The organism is Pseudoalteromonas rubra, assembly GCF_000967655.1.
Lineage (GTDB): Bacteria > Pseudomonadota > Gammaproteobacteria > Enterobacterales > Alteromonadaceae > Pseudoalteromonas > Pseudoalteromonas rubra_A.
Map to the genome: position 1 here is coordinate 125,755 of NZ_JXYA01000006.1, position 14,871 is coordinate 140,625.

Here is a 14,871-nt window from a genome sequence, read left to right on the forward strand (position 1 = left end):
CCCTGTCACACCTTCTGAGGAAACGCGTAAAACAGGCCACAAAGAAGGAAGTACGGCTCCATGAAAGCATCGCATTTTGTCATGCTCCTAATTGTCGCCTTCTCCACTTATCTAATACAGCTTTGGGAGCCCCAATACACAGCGCCACTATACTTAGGTATTCTGTCTCTTTGCATTTTGCTTGGTTTAGTTCTAAACAATATAAACCTTACTCATATAGCACTGTTTCTGGTTGTTATAAACGGGCTGGAATACGGCTTTTTTCAAATGGGTGTGATTGACCTTGTAGCAAAAGATAGTGATTACTTAACAAAAGGGACCGTAATATTCGGAATACAATTTTTGATAAGTGTTTTTGCTGTACTTTTGTTCATATTTAGGGTGCAACTTTCAAGAAAAATTTCTAACTCTGATAAGGTAGCTTTGACTCACTTTGATACCTTTTTCCACTGGTTTTTTATTTTGTCTGCGCTCAACTGCTTCATAGCGCTGCTTGAGAACGTATTTAGAAATATCTATGACTTAGAATTCAGGTTTTTCTATGACATTTATCCATCTGTCGCATACGTTTTATGGGCGCTAACTTGTGGTTCGCTTGTAACAATGGTCATTCTGTCTCTAAAAGACCGCAATTCCACTGTCGCCCACTGAGTCCATGAAAAGTAGAGAAGCGAAAATTGCTTCTCTATTTCTTTCGACCTCAATTAAGGCTTTGATGGCAGCCCCCTTAAAGCCATCAAGCGCCGCTCACATTCTCGCAACCCCCATCTCACAATCGCCACACTTTTATTGCAACAATAACATAGAGTAGTTAAAATCCGTTCCCTTTAAAACTACAGAGGTCTAACCTGATATGAAAAAAGCACTACTTCCATTATTTGTTACTCTGACACTTGCAGCCTGTGGCGGCGGTTCTGGCTCGGATGACAAGGCAACCGATACATCGTCACAATCACAAACAAACACCAGCACAGCCAATACTCAGACACCGGACAAGTCTGACAAGTTTGCGCCTATCGCTGGCGTTTACGATGCCACTTTCCAGGGCGATAAAGCGGTTGTTGTGATCTCGGCTGATGGTAAGTATAAGGTGTTTGATGATCTGAATGACAGTACCGGCGGCAATAAAGACTGTTATGCGGCTCCTTCTGCTTCAACCCCCAACCAAAAGTTCGATGGCCTGAGCTTTGAATATGATGAAAACCTGCGTCACTTTAAACTTAAAGACGCAGAGCCCAGCCTGGCGTATGAAGTAGATGGAGATAACACGCTGCAATACATTATTTATGGTGGCAACATCACGGTAGGCGGTGGCTCTCTGGTTGTCGGCTCGGCGAATGAGAAAGTCGTCATTTCTCCTAAAAAAATGACCCTGACCGACGCAGACATCGCTGCGAAAAAGTGTCAGTAAAAAGTCACTCAGCTGACACTTTTCGCTAAGTGTCAGCACCTCCTTTAAGCCTGCGTGCTTGTTGCGTCATCAGCTCACAAAAAAGCACATCAACTTGTCTTTACAGATGCTGCCCTTGCAGGTTCACCCGGTGCAATAGCACTTTTTCACACCCATCATCATAAATGCCAGCGCAAAACCATTATTACAAGGCATACCTCACAGGCAACTCCCACCTTATTAACCTACTGATAATTTTACTTTTAATACCAAAATAAAAAACTCAGCCAAATATCAAGGAAACATCATGCGTTTTTCCGGCTGGCAAATACAGTGTCGTTATCCACGGTGACAGACTTATTCACGCCGTGACCTTCAACAATTGAGGAGCGACCATGACATAAAGTATTCTTATCTTAATTTTTGCACTGCTGCTGCCGATGAAGCTACTGGCCAGCAACAAGTCCGTGCCCTATGAAATACCCCGCACCCAGGTTGTTCAGCTGACTCAAAGCGGCACCGAACGGACGTATGAGCTGGTTATTCAGCTGCCCGAGAATTATTCGGCACAAAAGCAACATCCGGTGCTGTATTACACCGATGTGACCTGGCACATCGAAATGCTGGCCTCTGCCGCCTACTTTTTGATGGAAGAGGCAATCCTGGTCGGCATTTCCTGGCAAACCAATATGCCAGCACCTTTATTGCAAGAAGAAGGCGCGCACGTCAGCCGCTACCGTGATTATTCGTTTGCTCCCTCGACCAAGCCCGAGAATCAGGCTAAATATCAGTTTGGCGGGGCTAACGCCCATATCGACTTTATTCGCAATCAGGTCAAACCCTACATTGCACAGCACTATCGCGTTAAACCAGGCAGCGACAGTTACTTTGGCTACTCCCTGGGTGGGTTATTTGGCGCTTATACTTTACTGACGCAGCCCGATACCTTTAACAACTATCTGCTCGGCAGCCCGTCGGTGTGGCGGCTAAAGCAACTACTCGAAGTGCGCAACCAGACAAATGTCAAAACAAAAACCCATGTCTATTTGTCGTACGGCAGCCTCGAAAACGAGCTGAGCCCACATATCAAAGGGCTGTTTAACTTTCTTAAAACACAAAACAATCCCCAACTACATATTGAGCTGGCCGAGATAGATGGCACCCATCAAACCGCCGCCCCGCTGACGGGGGTGCGTGCAATAAAATGGTTGTCAGAGCGCACAGCACAAGGAGCAACATTATGAAGAAATCACTAGTACTTACGACCATCGCATTAAGCACTTTGCTCAGTGGCACGTTAGCGCAGGCAAAGGAGGAATTTGGCACCATCACCGGCCCACTGATGGGCCAGAAACCACCGGGCATGACCGCAGAGCCCTTTGCCCCCGGTATTGCTTCAAAGGCAGGCTGGGAACTGGAAGGCGTCTTTGCCCCCGGTATGCAGGAGTTTTACTTTACTCTGGACCGGGGTGTCTATGAAGGACCCAACAAAACCGGTTTTCGGCCAACTGTGATTGGCTTCAGACAACAGAACAACACTTGGGTGAAGTTCACCGAGTTTTTACGCATCGGCGAAGTGAGCTTTTCGCCCGATGGCCAGCGTATGCATATGGCCGAAGGCTACCGAGACCGCCTGGGCGATGACTGGACAGAGCACCAAAGTCTGGGCCCCATGTTTGACCGCGAAGACTGGGGCATTATGCGCTTATCTGCCTCCAGCAAAGGCACTTATGTCTTTGATGACTATAAAAATGAAGTGGTGCGTATTTCCGAGGTTAAGAACGGACAACGGCAAGCACCAAAGGTCATGAGCAAGGTGGTGAACTCAGGCGCCATGACCGCACACCCCTTTATCGCCCCCGATGAAAGCTACCTGATCTGGGACAGCGAACGCGAAGACGGCTTTGGCGGTTCCGATCTTTATATCAGTTTTAAACAGCAAGACGGCAGCTGGGGAAAAGCAATCAATATGGGCGCAGCCGTCAACTCAGATAAGTGGGATGCCTACGCCACCGTCACCCCCGATGGTAAATACCTGCTCTTTAACCGCGGTGTCAGTGACGACAACAAAAATGTTGATATCTACTGGGTCGATGCCAGCATCATAGACACCCTGAAGGCCAGACAATAAGGGTCCTACCGAATAAGCCCAAACGACACTCTGGACAAGGTGCTGCGGCAGACGCTCAGCATCAGGTAGGCACTCCAGTGCAATGGCTTAGCACGCGCCACCGGATTGGCCAGCAGCTGCAACGCCTGGCCATATAAGCGATGCTTAATGTTGCGCTTGGCCAGGTCGCAGATGTGGGTCGCGACATATTTATGCGCCATCGCAGTGTGCGCCACCTCGCCGTTTTTAATGGCGCTCAGCAGGCGCTCGGCAAACGGACAGAGCTGGGTAGGTGGTGCCTTATCACAGGCACTGCCCGGCGCGCCCAGAAAATAAAAGCTTTCAATGGCCGGAGAATACGCGATGCGCGACTTAAGGGCCGCCTGCACATAAAAACTCTGATCTTCGCCCATCCATTCACCGACCGGAAATCCGCCTAACTGATTGAACGTGGTTTTGTCGACCACCAAACTCGACATGGTAAAGGGTAGATCACCATTCGCCGCCACCTCAAAGTAATTGTCCATTTCATAGCCCTCGGGTGCCCAGTTGGTCAATGCGATTTTGGCGTCGATATACTCGCCGTTATCCAGTACTTTCTGGTAACGCGAGGCAAACAGGCCCGCCTGCGGAAAACGCTGGACAAGCTCAGCCATACGTGCCAAAAAGAACGGGCTCCAGGTGTCATCGGCATCCAAAAATGCCACGTAATCACTGCTTGCCGCTTTAACCCCTTTATTACGCGCAGCAGAGACACCCTGATTGGTCTGACGTACCAGACGTAAATTGGGCAAGCCCAGATCAATCACTTTTTGCGGGCTATCATCGGTCGAACCATCGTCAACGACTATGATTTCTGCGGCCTGATGGTGCTGTGCATGAACACTTTGCAGTGCCCGGACAATGCACTCGCTTTTATTATACAGCGGAATAACGACTGTGAATTGGATGGTGTTCATAGTGTTCGCTCCAGTTAGAAAGGGATAAAGTAGTGGCTTGACCTATGGCCAGGCGCGGCGCGTCAAAGCCGCGATCCAGACCCCGATACATCACCCGAAACAGGGTGTCCGGGTTAAACTCATTGGCATCAAACGCGTACTGCTCGGGCAGACCAATTTGCTCACACCATTGTGTGCATTTGGCGTGATATTGCAGGCTGATAAAGGGCGTTTGCGTCATATAGGCATAAATTTGTGCATGTAATCGCATTCCAACGACCACCCTGAACATCGCCATACACTGCAAGATACTGGCTGGGTTTGGTACATAGCGGATCCGTTTAACCGTCACATAATCAGGCAGGCGCGCCTCAATTGCGTCGTGAATGGCCCGGTCGCTGCCCTGTGCCTGGTCGTTCAGGTCGATCAGATAGATGTCTTCGTTGGTAAAGCTCCACACCGTGGTGATCAGGTCCACCGCTTTGGCAATCCGGCGCAACTCGTTGTGCTCATTGACCGTGCCAAATGCATCGATGGATTGCGGACAAAAGTTAAAGGCAATGCCCTGACGCGCCACCGGATTGAGCTTGCCTTTAAGATGGTGCAATAAAGACGGCGCCAGGTCGAAGGTGTGCTTCAGATTGGCATGCGGGGCCAGCGCCTCTGCAATGTCGTAGCTTTGCTTATCACGCAGTGTGACCAGGCCACATTCGTAGAGAAACTTTTTGCATTGCAGTTCGTCATCCAGGGTTTTAAACGGCTCAATGCCCACGCCCAGGGCCATCGCCTGGTTGCGACCACTCAGTGCCATCATGTGGCGCTTCAGTGCGATATCGCGGCTGCTGTGCAGCACAGAGCCACCACCAAAAATCACATGCTGTGCGCCATAGGCATGGCGATAGTGCCACAGTCGCTGATGACCTCGAAACAACAGGGGTTGTTGCCCACTGCAATTTAACTGGTTCACCAAAGGGTCGCCTGTTGGGGCACTGACTGTCACCTGCTCGCTGTTCAGAAAATGCCTGGCACCCATCACCGATGCCAGCATGAGCGCATCATCACCGCTGTTACGCATGCCGTAGTAGCCGACAATATAAGCTTTGTTTTTTGCTGCCATTGTGCTGCCTCGTTAAGTTAAGATACTGAGTTATTGCAGCACTCATGCCAAAATTTATACCACTGTTTTTATTGAGTTTTTTGTGTTTTTCTCGTTTTTTATCAGGACAAATTTGCAAAAGGCAACGCGTTATTTTTTCACAATTAGCAAAATAGAAATGGACCTGTCCAAAATAAAAAACCACCGGCTGAGCGGTGGTTTTATGGCAAAACACAAGTTAAGTGCAACATTATCACTCCCGTTGGGGTTAGTAGGCTCCTTTGGCACCCAGGACACAAGGAATGGTTTTAAGTAAAATTGATACATCGTTCAGCGCACTTTGCTCCACGATATACTGTTTATCCAGCTGAACCTGCTGCGCAAACGTGGTATCAGCGCGACCTGTTACCTGCCACAGACCTGTCAAACCCTGCTCACTGTTCAGACGTCCCAGCTCGTGTGGTTGATACGCATTGACTTCATTTTCCAGCGCCGGACGCGGACCGATTAACAGCATGTCGCCACGTGCCACGTTCATTAGCTGGGGCAACTCATCAATGGAGTATTTACGAATAAATGCGCCAATGCGGGTAATACGCGGATCGTTGCGATACTTGGCACAGACCCCTTCGCGGTCGCTTTGGGCCGGGTCTGGATTGCGAAAGCGCGGATCGCTTGGCATATACATAGAGCGGAACTTATACATGGTAAAACGACGTCCCAGCTTGCCTACCCGAACCTGCTTGTACACACACGGGCCCTGGCTCTCAAGCTTGATCAACACTATCACAAGCAATAAAAACGGGCTGAGCAGTAATAATCCGCTGATCGCAGCCAGGCGTTGCAAGCAGGCCGGGATACCATGGTGACGACCGTCCAGTTTTGTCTGTCCGCAAACCGAAGATGACACCGGGGTGAACTGAGTTGCTGTGGTTTTTTTGATGCTATACATGATTAAAGTCCTCGCAAAGCTTGTTGTAAAACGTAAACACGAAAGAGAAAAATGGGGTTGCCGAGCACATAACGATGAAACTTGGCTTTAGGCTCCTGGATAAGACGCCACACCCATTCAAGGCCCAGCTCTCTCATCCACATAGGCGCACGCACTATGTTGCCCGAGAAAAAGTCGAACAAGCCGCCAACCGCCAGCGCACATTGGGCGTGGAGCTTGTGTTTGTTACTGTCTATCCAGATCTCCTGACGCGGCGAGCCCAGCGCGACCAGCACTATGTCGGCACCACTTTGATTGATCTGATCAACAACGGCCTGGTCGTCATCAAAGTAGCCATGCTGCACGCCCGCAATGAGCAGCCCCGGATAGGCATGGCGCAGGTTATCTGCGGCCTGGCACGCAACGCCTCGTTGTGCACCCAACAGGAATAACGAACGTTGATGTGTTACGGCGGCGCGGCACAGGACAGGCAGCATGTCGGTGCCATTATTGTTATCAGCCAGACTCAACCCCGCCTGACGTGCCGCGATCCGCATGCCCGAGCCGTCGATAAAATTACGGTCGCTGGCTTGCAAAACCCGATACAACTGCGCGTTACCGGCTGACAGGTTGACCGAGTTAACATTGATGTAATAGGCCGAGCGACATGCTTGCTGCTCGCCGCTCTGCACCACCCAGTCAACCGCGTTTTGCATCTGTGTGTTGCTAAAGGGAATACCAAATAGGGTACTGTGCTGTGGCATGTTTGCAGACTTGCGATACAGGCACAGACACAACAGGATTTTGCTCATCAGCAGCACATCGGTTGCTGTACCCTGGCGGCTTTGTTGCTGTAATAATGCCAGTGGTGTGTCGGTATTCAGCCCGGTCAGGCTGCGCAGCCACAGGCCATCAAATAGCCCGGGCATGTGACAAGGTGAGCGCAGCCGCGTTACTTTAGGAATACTGACTCCGGCGCGTACTAAAGGATTACCAACAAAGTGGATTGAGCCGCTCAAGACATTGAACAGCGCCGCACTGCGTTTACAGATGCCGACCTGCCAGCTGAGCAGACGCACAGGCCGCGCACTGATATCAATCCAGGTTTGGCGACGCAGCGGAGCTTTAAAACACAGCAGTGCCGCGGCCGTATTGACGATAAACAGCGGTAACAGGGCGATGACCAGTAACAGGGCTGCGCTAACACGCAGTGCTGTATTAACGCTGGCATGACCTGCCTGTGATGACTGAGTATTAAGATAGGGTGACATCGCATCCTCCGCTGTTTAGTGAATTACACTAAGGAGATAGCGAAGACCGTGCCAAACTTTAATTCATTGTTTTATAAAAACTATTTAAAATTTACCGGGAACATGAAGCGCGTAAACTGCATTGCATTTTGAGAATTTTTTTATTTTGAAAAACCCTCAGCTCTTTTTTAAAAACCCTCAGCATTTCGCAAAGTAATGTGGATAAAGGGTTTGGATCTGTGCCAAGGCCCCAGGGACACGTGACTGAACCACAGCCAGTTTATCTGCCTGCTCTTCGGGCCGGGACAAGCTATAGCCCAGCAGCAGGCGCGAGCATTTGAAGATGGCAGTATGAAAGCACTTATCCAGCAGCGAACACTTCAGAGGGCCATAGTTAAAGTGACGAATATAGTCATCCAGTTGTGCATCAAAAGTATTGTTCCAGTGCTTTTGCAGCTCGGCCACGCCTGCGCAACCCGTGGCATAATGGATCACATGTCCGTTTTCGCCCCAGCCAATACCCTGTGACTCGGCCACGGGCTCTGTCATAGACTTGATGAGCGTATCCAGCCAGGCAATCGCCTGCGGACAGTTACGCATTAACATGACACCTGAGTTAAACGCCCCACTATACCCTCTGGCAAGATACAAGAACTTGTCTGGCTGATAGAGGGTATCCAGCGCCGGGCAGGCTGGCTGAATACAGGCATCGGCATCCACAAACAACACCTGCCGGTAACCGGCCTGTAGCGCCGCTTTGAGCAAAAACAATTTAAGCCAGCAACACTCAGCACCAAGCCGGTTTAGCCAGGGACGAGTCACCACCACATAATCGTAGCCCATCCGCTTTGCGTACTCGCGCTGGCTGTTCAGATAACGACGGTAGCGCCACTGATAGCCATTCAGTGCCACAGAGAATATCAAAGTGTCTGATTGAGCAAAGTGCATATTTACCTCCTTTGTGCCTTATCCCTGTTAAGCAAGTATTACACCGATCACTGAAAATATCCTGCGGCGCACAGTAAGCAGACTGCTTTGGTTGTTTTACCGCCCTACCTGCGCGGTTTTTTTGTTTGCAAAGCGCAATGCAGTGCAATTTGCGAAAAATCCGAGAGCGACAACAAAAAAACATAAGACACTGAAAATAAACAGGTTAAGTTTTGGCACGCTTCATGAAATATCGAACTCAGAAAGAAAAAACCTGACTTTTAATCGGAGCGAATATGATGAAATTACGTAACCCCCTTTACCCCTTACTTTCCTCTGGCTTATTTGCCTCAGGCTTAATCGCCTCTGGGCTGTTATCGTTCACAGCTAGCGCCGTTGAGCAAGCCGACGGTCAGTATGTCTGGCAATTCCAGTCTGGCGAGGCCTGGCCGTTTGGCTACAACCAGTCTACAGGCAAGCCCGATTCTATGGTGTACGCACGTGAAGAATATAGCCGTGAATTTTTTCAGCGGATCCAAAACGCATTGCCCGAGGCTAAAATCAATGAGGCTTTTATCACTGGTGATGCCGGCTCAACCATCCACCTGAGCGAAGATGCCGAGGTCTTTATTACCTTTATTCACGAAGGGGCGGGCTATAAAAACTCATTTGGCTATTTTACCTTTGACCCGCAAAACCCACCGCAAACCCCTGAAGACGTGCAGGAAACCATCGTTTTCCCTAACCTCAGTTACCCTCACCTGACTAACGGGCACCGTGTCAGCATAGGTGAATTTCCGGCCGGCACCAGTATTGGCTTTTTTATCGCTGCCAATGGTTTTTGGTATGACACCGGGGTTAAACCATTTAAAACGCCCTACTACTACTCGCTGTCGAACCTGAACCCTGAAAGCAACGAGACGCTGCGTCAGCACTGTGTTTTGCTGCTCGATGAAGCCCAGCAGGAAGTGGTTATCGGCTTTGAAGACCTGCCACGCACCTGAGGCGACAACGATTTCAACGACGCCGTATTCAGCGTGAAAAGCTCGCCCGCTTCTGCCATTTCTGCACTCAATCTGACCGTTATGCCCGAGCAAAACGACAGCGACGCCGATGGCATTGAAGACGAGCTGGATGAGTTCCCCAACGACTTTAACCGCGCTTACAGCCAATACTTCCCCAGCGCACAAGGGGTAACCACTTTGGCCTTTGAAGATAACTGGCCTGCGCGGGGCGACCATGACCTGAACGACTTAGTGGTGAAGCAGCGTATTCGCATGACCTACAACGCCGATAACCAGATCAGCGGGTTTATCATCAATGGCTGGATCACAGCACGCGGCGCCGCCTATCAAAATGGCTTTGGTCTGCGTCTGATGAACAGTGAGCCCGGGCTCATCAAACAAGCCAGTCTGACCATAGACGGGCAAAGCTTCGACAAAACCGCTGAAAGCGGACAGAGCAACGCGGTTTTATCGCTGTGGAGTAACACCCATGTATTCACCACCACAGGGCAATCTGGACAGTGCGGCCGAAACGTCCAACGACTTGCACGTCAAAGCCGACTTTAATTTCAGCACCAGTAAATCCGTGACCCTGGACCTGGGCGGGCAGGATGTTTTTGGCGACTCTCTGGCCAATAAAATGGTCAAAATCTACGCCTTGCATGAGGTGGTTGAAAGCTATGCAGATCAAGCGCTGGCCGACAAAGCCCTGCTAGCAACCACGCGCTTTAATAGCGCTGGCCAACTTACGCTGACACTGGATGTGCCGGTCAATTACCAGACCCTGTTGATTAGCGTTGACGGCATGTTGCAAAGCAACCATTTGCTGAGCGAACTGACGATGCAGGCAACCACAGTGGCACACCAGTTTAACTGAGCCGTTTAATCGCTTCCTCGCCAAACCGCTGGTCAGTGACGACTGAGCAGCGGTTTTCTCATTGTGCCGTTGCTTGTTTATTAATGCTTCAATTTGTCTAAGACTGTGTAATACTCCTATTAACACGCGTTAACTTAGGCAGGATTACATGGACCCGGTTACTAACATCACCTTGCTGTTCGTCGACGACGAGCCCCTTATTCTACGTTCACTTAAGCGGGCGCTAAAACACGAGCCCTACACTGTGTATACCGCGCAAAGTGGCGAGGAAGGCCTGGCCTTGTTAGAACAACACCCCATCGATGTGGTGGTATCGGATAAAATGATGCCCAATATGTCGGGGATAGAATTTCTCGCTCAGGTTGCCGAGCGCTTTCCGGATACCATTCGCATGATGCTCACCGCCTTTACCGAGGTTGAAGACCTCATTGATGCCATTAACCAGGGCAAGGTCTGGGGCTATATGCAAAAGCCCTTCGAGATGAGCAATATCAAACTCACGCTTGAGCAGGCCGTGCAAACCAAAATGCTGGTGGCCGAACGCAATATGTTACGTGCCAGCCTGCAACGCTATCGCAGCTCGATTAAGTCGCAATTTTACCGCTTTGTGGGTGACTCAATCGCCATGCAAATGGTCTACAAGGCGATTGAAAAAGCTGGCCCCAGCCAGGCCAATGTGTTTATCACCGGGCCCAGTGGTACCGGTAAGGAATTGGCCGCCGATGCCATTCACCGCGCCAGCACCCGCAAAGATAAACCATTGGTGTGCATTAACTGCGCCGCCATTCCCAGCGAGCTAATGGAGTCTGAGATCTTCGGCCATATCAAGGGTGCCTTCTCAGGGGCGGTTACCAACCGCGACGGGGCAGCAACTCAGGCCGATGGCGGCACCCTGTTTCTCGATGAAATTGGCGAAATGGATATGAACCTGCAAGCCAAGATTTTACGCTTTGTGCAGTCTGGCACCTTTCAGAAAGTGGGCAGCGGTAAAGAGGAAAAGGTCGATGTACGATTTATCTGTGCCACCAACCGCGAGCCGCACCAGGCGATTGCAGATCAGCGTTTACGGGAAGACTTATTTTATCGCTTGAATGTGATTGCCATTGATTTACCGGCGCTGCATGAGCGGGATCACGATGCGCTGCAAATTGCACAGCATTTTTTGAGTAAGTTCAGCGAAGTTGAAAACAAAGTGTTTGTGGGCTTCTCACCCGCCGCCGAGCAGCTGATCTTACGCTACGACTGGCCGGGTAACGTACGCCAGCTCGAAAACCTCATCCACAGCTGTGTGGTGATGTCCGACGGACCACTGATCACCGAAGACACGTTGCAAATGCAGCTTAAACTTAAACCCAGCGATGCCCAGGCCCTGCTCAACGGCCAATCAGGCGGCACCGCACCAATGCGCAGCAGCCCACCGCAGCCATCGCTGAGTGTGCAGCAAAGCGGCTATGCAGCACCTCAACAGGCTGCCGAGATCCCATCTGAAAGTCAGATCTGTTCGCTGGCAGAGGTCGAACGTATCGCCATTGAAAAAGCCATTGCCGCGTGCGACGACAACGTGGTAAAAGCCGCCAGCTTGCTGCAAGTCAGCCCCTCGACCTTATACCGCAAAATGCAGCAATGGGGAGATAAAAATACGGGTGCCTGATTTTATCGGGCGCTCTCCCATTCGCAGATCGCAAATTGCAAAACCCCTGTCGCAAAATGCGATCTGCACACCGTAAGTTTTACCAAAACTCCTTCTGTATACACCCCTCGCGATCAAATCAGGCAATCTAAATTAAAAATAAAGTATTTAAAAAACATATAGCTAGCCGGCTTTCTTGAATTCTTTTACAGCCTCAACTCGCCTTGGTACGGATTTTGGTTAGTAAAGGTATCTGATAACGAGAGAGCAATGCCATGACACACCCAACCAGCACAATGCGGACCCTGCTCAGCAATACCTCTTACCTGATTGGTGCCGAGGTGGTTGCCAAGGCCTCGCGGCTGATCAGCATCATGGCTATGGCGGCCTGTTTGTCTGCCACTGAGTATGGCACGGCCATGCTGGCGCTGACGGTGCACGAAGTGCTGAGGCTGCTACTGCGCTCTGGTGCTGGCGCACAGGTGATCCGGGCCAGCGATGACGAATTACCCGCTTTTTTGAAAAACGGCCGGTTATTACAGTGGCTGCTGTGTGTTGCCTTATGCCTGGTGCAAATTCTGGTGGCACTGGCCAGCAGCTGGCTGTTTCCAGGTCAGGACATGACTGCGCTGATTGCCTTAATGGCGCTGACCTATCTGGTCTTTCCGCTGGTCTGTAATCAGGTTTTCCTGATGCAACGGCGTAACCAAATGGGCCTGTTCGGTCTGATCAGCAGCGTCTGTATTATCACCGAAAACTTAGCCCTGGCTGCTGCGCTGTACCTCGACGCCGGACTGCTGGCCGTGGTGATTGGTAAATGGGCCTTCACCTTGCTGTGGCTTGGCTGCTTTGCCTTTGTCCCCACTTCGGCTATGACGGGCCAGTTCAGCAAAGCCGTATTTACCCGGTTACTTAAAGCGTCCACCCAACTCGCTGGCAGCGAAATCCTGCGCTCGCTGCGTGTCAATATGGATATGTTTGTCGCCGCACGCTTGCTGAGCCCGGAACTGTTCGGCCTCTACAGCTTCGCCAAAAGTGTGGGAGTTGGGCTGGCGATATCGGTTGCTCAGGCTTACACCACTGCCCTCTACCCTTTTGTTTGCAAACTGAAAAACGCAGGCAATTTTGGTAGCAGACACAGCCAGCTGCTGCTCGCCATCACGACGGCTGTGTCTGCCATTTTTATTGTTCAGGCGTTGCTGGTGCCCTGGTATGTGCCAGTGCTTTTCAGTGAACACTGGCAGGGCAGCTTTACCACCAGCGCGCTGCTGTGCCTGATAGCCACCAGCACAGTGTGGACCGACAGCTACGCCGTGATGCAACGTGCCAATGGCCGCTTTGCCCGAGAGTGCCAACTGAATGCTTATTGCTTACTGATTTCACTGGCCGGGCTGTTAATGCTACAGCCTGACCAACCCGTTTTACTTGCCGCCGTACTGGTGAGTTGCAGCGCACTGTGGCTGCTCTTCCCTTTGGCAGACTTTGCGCTGAGACGCTGTTATGTCGGCGCAGCAAAATCTTCCTCATGATCCGGAGCCCATTATGACTAACTATGTGATTAACTCGAAACCCGTTGTCAGTATCGTCATCCCTATGTACAACGTTGAAAAATACATTGATAAATGCATCTGCTCGGTGCTCAACCAGACCTATCACAATTTTGAAGTGATCTGCGTTGATGACGGCTGTAGCGATAACACTCTCAACTACCTGAGAGACTATAAAGATCACCGGATCCACATCATACGCCAGCAAAACCGCGGCCTGTCCGGAGCACGTAATACCGGGATCCGCAACGCCCGTGGCGTCTATATTGCTTTACTGGACGCCGACGACTACTGGGCGGTCGATAAACTCGAAAAACATATTGCCCATCTGAATCGCAACCCTCATGTTGACGTCAGCTACTGTCCATCCTTGTTTGTTGACGATGACAATAAACAACTGGGGATTGGTCAGTTTCCAAAATTAGACAATATAGACGCCAAAACCATTTTTTGCCGTAACCCGGTGGGCAATGGCTCCGCACCGGTAATACGTGCAGCCGCGCTGGAAAAAGTCGCCTTTCACGACGAGACCCGCAGCTGGCGCCAGTATTTTGATGAAAACCTCAGACAGTCTGAAGACATTGAAATGTGGCTACGCCTGGCGCTGTACAGCGATGCCGTTTTTGCCGGGATCCCTGAGCCGCTGACCTTTTATCGCGTTAATGCCAGTGGCTTATCCGCCAATTTGCAAAAGCAATATCAGAGCTGGGAAAGCGCGGTTAACAAACATAGACGCAGCCATGCGCAGTTTTTTAAACAGTGTGGTTCGCTCGCACGCGCATATCAGCTCAGATACCTGAGCCGTCGTGCCGTGCAATCGCGCAATACCGCAGCCGCACTTAAGCTCATCCATAAAGCGCTGTTTACCGATATTCGGATTTTATTGGAAGAACCTGGCCGCACCGCATTGACCTGGTGCTGTGCCCTGACCAGTCTGCTGCCAAAATCTTTGTACGACCGTGCCGAGAAGCTGGCCATGCGTACTCTTGGTCAGGCGAACAAGCATCCAACCAGCTAACCCTTCGCTCCCGGGCCTGCACCGTTATCAGGCAACTGATAACGCACCTCGCATCAATGGCCCTTAAGCCAGCATTTGCTGGCTTTTTTTCATTTTGAAATTGCTTTGCAAAATACAAAAAAACACCGTTAAAAACGCAGTTAAAAAACCATA

15 protein-coding genes are annotated in these 14,871 nt (G+C 50.6%); 10 read left to right on the top strand and 5 right to left on the bottom strand.

Annotated features, from left to right (window positions below; translation table 11 throughout):
• Positions 1–60: 60 nt before the first annotated feature.
• From TW77_RS03670 to TW77_RS03685, 4 genes are all read left to right on the top strand, one after another.
• Entirely contained in the window at positions 61–651 is a 591-nt protein-coding gene (locus tag TW77_RS03670) for a hypothetical protein (protein ID WP_046003608.1), read from the top strand.
• Between the two features lie 202 nt (positions 652–853).
• The gene (locus tag TW77_RS03675) at positions 854–1,411 is read left to right on the top strand and encodes a hypothetical protein (protein WP_046003609.1); all 558 of its coding nucleotides are present in this window, start codon (positions 854–856) and stop codon (positions 1,409–1,411) included.
• Positions 1,412–1,830: 419 nt separating this feature from the next.
• Complete coding sequence (locus TW77_RS03680; protein WP_046003610.1) at positions 1,831–2,634, top strand: alpha/beta hydrolase; 804 nt, start codon at positions 1,831–1,833, stop codon at positions 2,632–2,634.
• Positions 2,631–3,521: a TolB family protein gene (locus TW77_RS03685; RefSeq protein WP_046003611.1), complete on the top strand. Its 891-nt coding sequence runs from the start codon at positions 2,631–2,633 to the stop codon at positions 3,519–3,521. The genes TW77_RS03680 and TW77_RS03685 overlap by 4 nt, the downstream gene beginning before the upstream one ends.
• Positions 3,522–3,526: 5 nt before the next feature.
• On the opposite strand, the gene TW77_RS03690 is transcribed toward TW77_RS03685, so the two are convergent.
• The 5 genes from TW77_RS03690 to TW77_RS03710 all read right to left on the bottom strand — a co-directional run bounded on the left by TW77_RS03690 (position 3,527) and on the right by TW77_RS03710 (position 8,663).
• Positions 3,527–4,459, bottom strand: a complete 933-nt coding sequence (locus TW77_RS03690) for a glycosyltransferase family 2 protein (RefSeq protein WP_046003612.1) — start codon at positions 4,457–4,459, stop codon at positions 3,527–3,529.
• Positions 4,419–5,555 (bottom strand): polysaccharide pyruvyl transferase family protein, encoded by a 1,137-nt coding sequence (locus TW77_RS03695; RefSeq protein ID WP_046003613.1) that lies wholly within the window; start codon positions 5,553–5,555, stop codon positions 4,419–4,421. The genes TW77_RS03690 and TW77_RS03695 overlap by 41 nt, the downstream gene beginning before the upstream one ends.
• Before the next feature lie 247 nt (positions 5,556–5,802).
• Positions 5,803–6,486 (bottom strand): sugar transferase, encoded by a 684-nt coding sequence (locus TW77_RS03700; protein WP_052713024.1) that lies wholly within the window; start codon positions 6,484–6,486, stop codon positions 5,803–5,805.
• 2 nt (positions 6,487–6,488) lie between these two features.
• Complete coding sequence (locus TW77_RS03705) at positions 6,489–7,736, bottom strand: WecB/TagA/CpsF family glycosyltransferase (protein WP_052713025.1); 1,248 nt, start codon at positions 7,734–7,736, stop codon at positions 6,489–6,491.
• Positions 7,737–7,913: 177 nt separating this feature from the next.
• Entirely contained in the window at positions 7,914–8,663 is a 750-nt protein-coding gene (locus tag TW77_RS03710) for a hypothetical protein (RefSeq protein WP_046003614.1), read from the bottom strand.
• Positions 8,664–8,938: 275 nt separating this feature from the next.
• On the opposite strand from TW77_RS03710, the gene TW77_RS25615 reads away from it, so the two are divergent.
• From TW77_RS25615 to TW77_RS03735, 6 genes are all read left to right on the top strand, one after another.
• On the top strand, positions 8,939–9,646 hold the full coding sequence (locus TW77_RS25615) for a DUF4114 domain-containing protein (protein ID WP_052713026.1): 708 nt from the start codon (positions 8,939–8,941) through the stop codon (positions 9,644–9,646).
• Positions 9,647–9,679: 33 nt separating this feature from the next.
• A complete protein-coding gene (locus TW77_RS25620; RefSeq protein WP_052713027.1) occupies positions 9,680–10,213 on the top strand; it encodes an LruC domain-containing protein in 534 nt (177 codons plus the stop codon).
• Positions 10,137–10,523, top strand: coding sequence for a hypothetical protein (locus TW77_RS03720; protein WP_156158594.1), 387 nt, complete (start codon positions 10,137–10,139; stop codon positions 10,521–10,523). Before TW77_RS25620 ends, TW77_RS03720 begins: the two co-directional genes overlap by 77 nt.
• A 148-nt stretch (positions 10,524–10,671) precedes the next feature.
• The gene (locus TW77_RS03725; protein WP_046003616.1) at positions 10,672–12,174 is read left to right on the top strand and encodes a sigma-54-dependent transcriptional regulator; all 1,503 of its coding nucleotides are present in this window, start codon (positions 10,672–10,674) and stop codon (positions 12,172–12,174) included.
• 254 nt (positions 12,175–12,428) lie between these two features.
• A complete protein-coding gene (locus tag TW77_RS03730; protein ID WP_052713028.1) occupies positions 12,429–13,682 on the top strand; it encodes an oligosaccharide flippase family protein in 1,254 nt (417 codons plus the stop codon).
• 13 nt (positions 13,683–13,695) lie between these two features.
• A complete protein-coding gene (locus tag TW77_RS03735; protein WP_046003617.1) occupies positions 13,696–14,718 on the top strand; it encodes a glycosyltransferase family 2 protein in 1,023 nt (340 codons plus the stop codon).
• The last annotated feature ends 153 nt before the right edge of the window (positions 14,719–14,871 follow it).